Origin of the sequence: Acidovorax sp. K2F (assembly GCF_025246485.1) — a bacterium.
Lineage (GTDB): Bacteria > Pseudomonadota > Gammaproteobacteria > Burkholderiales > Burkholderiaceae_C > Acidovorax > Acidovorax delafieldii.
The window spans coordinates 1-3009 of the sequence record NZ_JAOBSQ010000080.1; the positions used below are offsets into that span (position 1 = coordinate 1).

The window sequence follows — 3009 nt, forward strand, 5'->3', positions numbered from 1 at the left end:
GTAAGCGTCAGCTCAGCACCCTCTTGACGAGGTCCTTATGGGATAGTCAGACGTCCAGGATGTGTCGCAGCAAGCCGAAGCCTACGCGCCACTGCGTGCCATCACCGGGGTCGATGGTTGCAGTGCGGCTGTTGATGCGCACGATGGTGCCCACCACGGTCTGCAGGTACTTGTCCTCAAAGGCGACCTTCTCGCCGCAGCGAAAGTCGTTGCGCGTCGGTCGGGGGGCGGCCGGCGGCTCTGGCGCCACAGCTTGAGGGCGTGTTGCAGGATCGGGCAAGGGCGGTTCGATCGCGGCGTAAGGCAACTTCCACTCTTTGCGCTCGCGCAGGTCTTGCAACGTGACCTGCGTGTCACGCATGGCCACCACCTTGCCTTCTCGCAGACTGCCATCGCGCCAGTCCACAAAGCGCACGGTTTGACCCAGGTTCATGTCCTTGCGCACGGCAATGATGCGGCGTGGGTCGGCCAGCAGCCGCTCGATCAGCGTGCTGAGCTGGAACAGCTCCAGGCTGCTTGCGTTCTGCAGGGCGTCCAGCACCCGCGGGTCAATGCCAGACACGCTCATGCCGCCTTGCGTTGTTGATCCGCCTGACGGGACTGCCGCATCAGGTTCCAGGGCAGCAACTCATCAATGCGGTTGATGGGGTGGTCGGCTATGCGGCCGAGCACCTCCCGCAAGTAGGCCTCGGGGTCAATCCCGTTGAGTTTGGCGGTTTGCACCAGGCTGTAGATCGCCGCCGCTTGCTCGCCGCCGGCATCCGATCCCATGAACAGGTAGTTGCCCCGTCCCAAAGCCACCCCGCGCAATGCCCGCTCTGCTGCGTTGTTGTCCATCTCGATGCGCCCATCTTGGCAATACCGCGTCAGAGCCTGCCAGCGTGTCAGGCTATAGCCAATGGCTTTGGCCAACTCCGATTTGGCCGACACCCGACCAACCAACTGGCTCAACCAGACGTGCATCTCCTGCAGCAGCGGCCCGGCACGCGCCTGGCGTTGGGCCTGTCGAATGTCGGGAGGCTTTCCCCGAATGTCACGCTCGATGGCATACAGATCGGCAATGCGTCTGAGCGCCTGTGCTGCGATAGACGTCTCGTCTTTGCCGCTGCTCAGGTACAGGTCCCACCACGGTCGGCGCGCGTGCGCCCAGCATGCTGCCTCGGTGATCTGTCCTGAGGCGTACAGCTTGCCCCAGCCGCCATAGGCATCCGCCTGGAGAATGCCGCGATATTTCTTCAAGTGGCGCTCTGGATGCTCGCCTTTGCGATCTGGGGTGTACTGGTACCAGGCCGACGGTGGCGCACTTGAGCCGATCGGACGGTCATCTCTGACGTACACCCACAAGCGCCCCGTCTTGGTCTTGCCGCGCCCGGGCTGCAGCACCGGCACGGGGGTGTCGTCGGCATGAATCTTGGCAGCCGCCAGGGTGTAGCGCCCCAGTGCGGCCACCAGGGGATCAAGCAATTGACCGGCCTGGTCAACCCAGCCGGCCAGCGTTGAGCGGTCCAGCTCAACACCGCTGCGGGCGTAAATGCCGCTTTGGCGGTAGAGAGGCAAATGGTCACAGTACTTGGACACCAGCACATGGGCCAGCAGGCCGGCACCGGCCAGTCCGCGCGCTATGGGGCGGCTGGGTGCGCTGGCCTGGAAGATGGCATGGCACGCCACGCAGGCCAGCTTGGGACGCACATGCCGGATCACCTTGAAGTGGGCAGGCACGTACTCCAGTTGTTCGGAGACATCCTGTCCTATCTTACGCAGTCGAGCGCCACAAGCGGTGCACCCGCAGGACTGGCCATTTGTGTCCTGGTGCGTGTCGCTGATCTCGGGCAGGTGCTCCCGAACATCGCGCGGCAGGTGCGCGGGCAGACTGCGGTCGATCTGCGGGTCATTGGCGGGGGCCGGTGCAGATGCGGCCTTGGCTCGAGTGACCATCGCGGTCTCGCCACCATCGATCAAAGGCATCTGCGCCGACCACTGTTCGCTGGAGGTACCGAATTCGGAGCGAACCCGGCGCAGCAGTTGCAATTTGAGTTTGTCGACCATCAACTTGAGCAGGGCCACCTCGCTGTCGCGCGCCGCGATGATGCGCAGCAATTCGTCGATGTTCTGGGGCGGTTGATGGGGCGTCGGCACGGTTTTGAGTATGCCCAACTCTGCTGTCTCACCTCATCGGGAATGACCCGCAACTGCCAAGCTTTACGCCGCCAGATCGGGACGGTGCGTGCGCGCCGGCATGCGCCAGTCGATGCCTTCAAGCAGCATCGAGAGTTGGGCTGAGGTCAGAGACACGCCGCCGGATGCAGCTTGCGGCCAGACAAAGCGGCCGCGTTCGAGCCGCTTGCTCAGCAGCAGCAAACCTTGGCCATCAAACCACAGCACTTTGAGGATGTCGCCGCGCCGGCCGCGAAAGACAAAGACGTGGCCACTGAACGGGTTCTCGCTCAAAGCTCCTTGGACCATTGCCGCCAAACCGTCGAAGCCTTTGCGCATGTCGGTGTGGCCGGCCACGATCCACACCCGCGTGTTCGCTGGCAAACCGATCATGCGCGCACCACGGCCAGCACCGCCTTGAGTTGCTCGGTATCCACTGGGCCGCGCAGACGGATGACAGTGCCGCCCACCTCAATCTCCATCACCCCCTTGGGTTGGGTTGGCTGACGAGCGTTTGTGGTGGCCACCACCTCAGCTGGCCGAGCGTCTGCGACGACCGTGACCGGCAACAACGTATGAGGTGAGGACTGCCAGTGCTCGAGTTTCATCCAGCTGCGAAGCTGGTTGGCGTTGACACCGTGGCGAAGTGCCAGGCCGGCAACCGAAACCTCTGGCTTGAGCGCTTGCTCCACCAGCCAGGCCTTGAAGGCCGAGACGTAGATGCGCTTGCCGTTGCGCATGACTCGCTCCACCGTCGGGCCGTTCCACTCTGGGGTGTGTCCACTGTCTTGCATATGGACATATCCTGCATTGACCCTCCGCTCCTCACAAGAAGGGCCTTGGGGCCACGCTTAC

General features: G+C 63.4%; 4 protein-coding genes. All 4 read right to left on the reverse strand.

The window, feature by feature from the left end:
- Positions 1 to 46: 46 nt before the first annotated feature.
- Positions 47 to 568 (reverse strand): hypothetical protein, encoded by a 522-nt coding sequence (locus N4G42_RS25235; protein WP_008903585.1) that lies wholly within the window; start codon positions 566 to 568, stop codon positions 47 to 49.
- Positions 565 to 2136, reverse strand: a complete 1572-nt coding sequence (gene tnpC / locus N4G42_RS25240; RefSeq protein WP_034693102.1) for an IS66 family transposase — start codon at positions 2134 to 2136, stop codon at positions 565 to 567. Before tnpC ends, N4G42_RS25235 begins: the two co-directional genes overlap by 4 nt.
- Before the next feature lie 63 nt (positions 2137 to 2199).
- Positions 2200 to 2547, reverse strand: coding sequence for an IS66 family insertion sequence element accessory protein TnpB (gene tnpB / locus N4G42_RS25245; RefSeq protein ID WP_008903583.1), 348 nt, complete (start codon positions 2545 to 2547; stop codon positions 2200 to 2202).
- Positions 2544 to 2894: an IS66-like element accessory protein TnpA gene (gene tnpA / locus N4G42_RS25250; RefSeq protein ID WP_008903582.1), complete on the reverse strand. Its 351-nt coding sequence runs from the start codon at positions 2892 to 2894 to the stop codon at positions 2544 to 2546. Before tnpA ends, tnpB begins: the two co-directional genes overlap by 4 nt.
- Positions 2895 to 3009 lie beyond the last annotated feature (115 nt).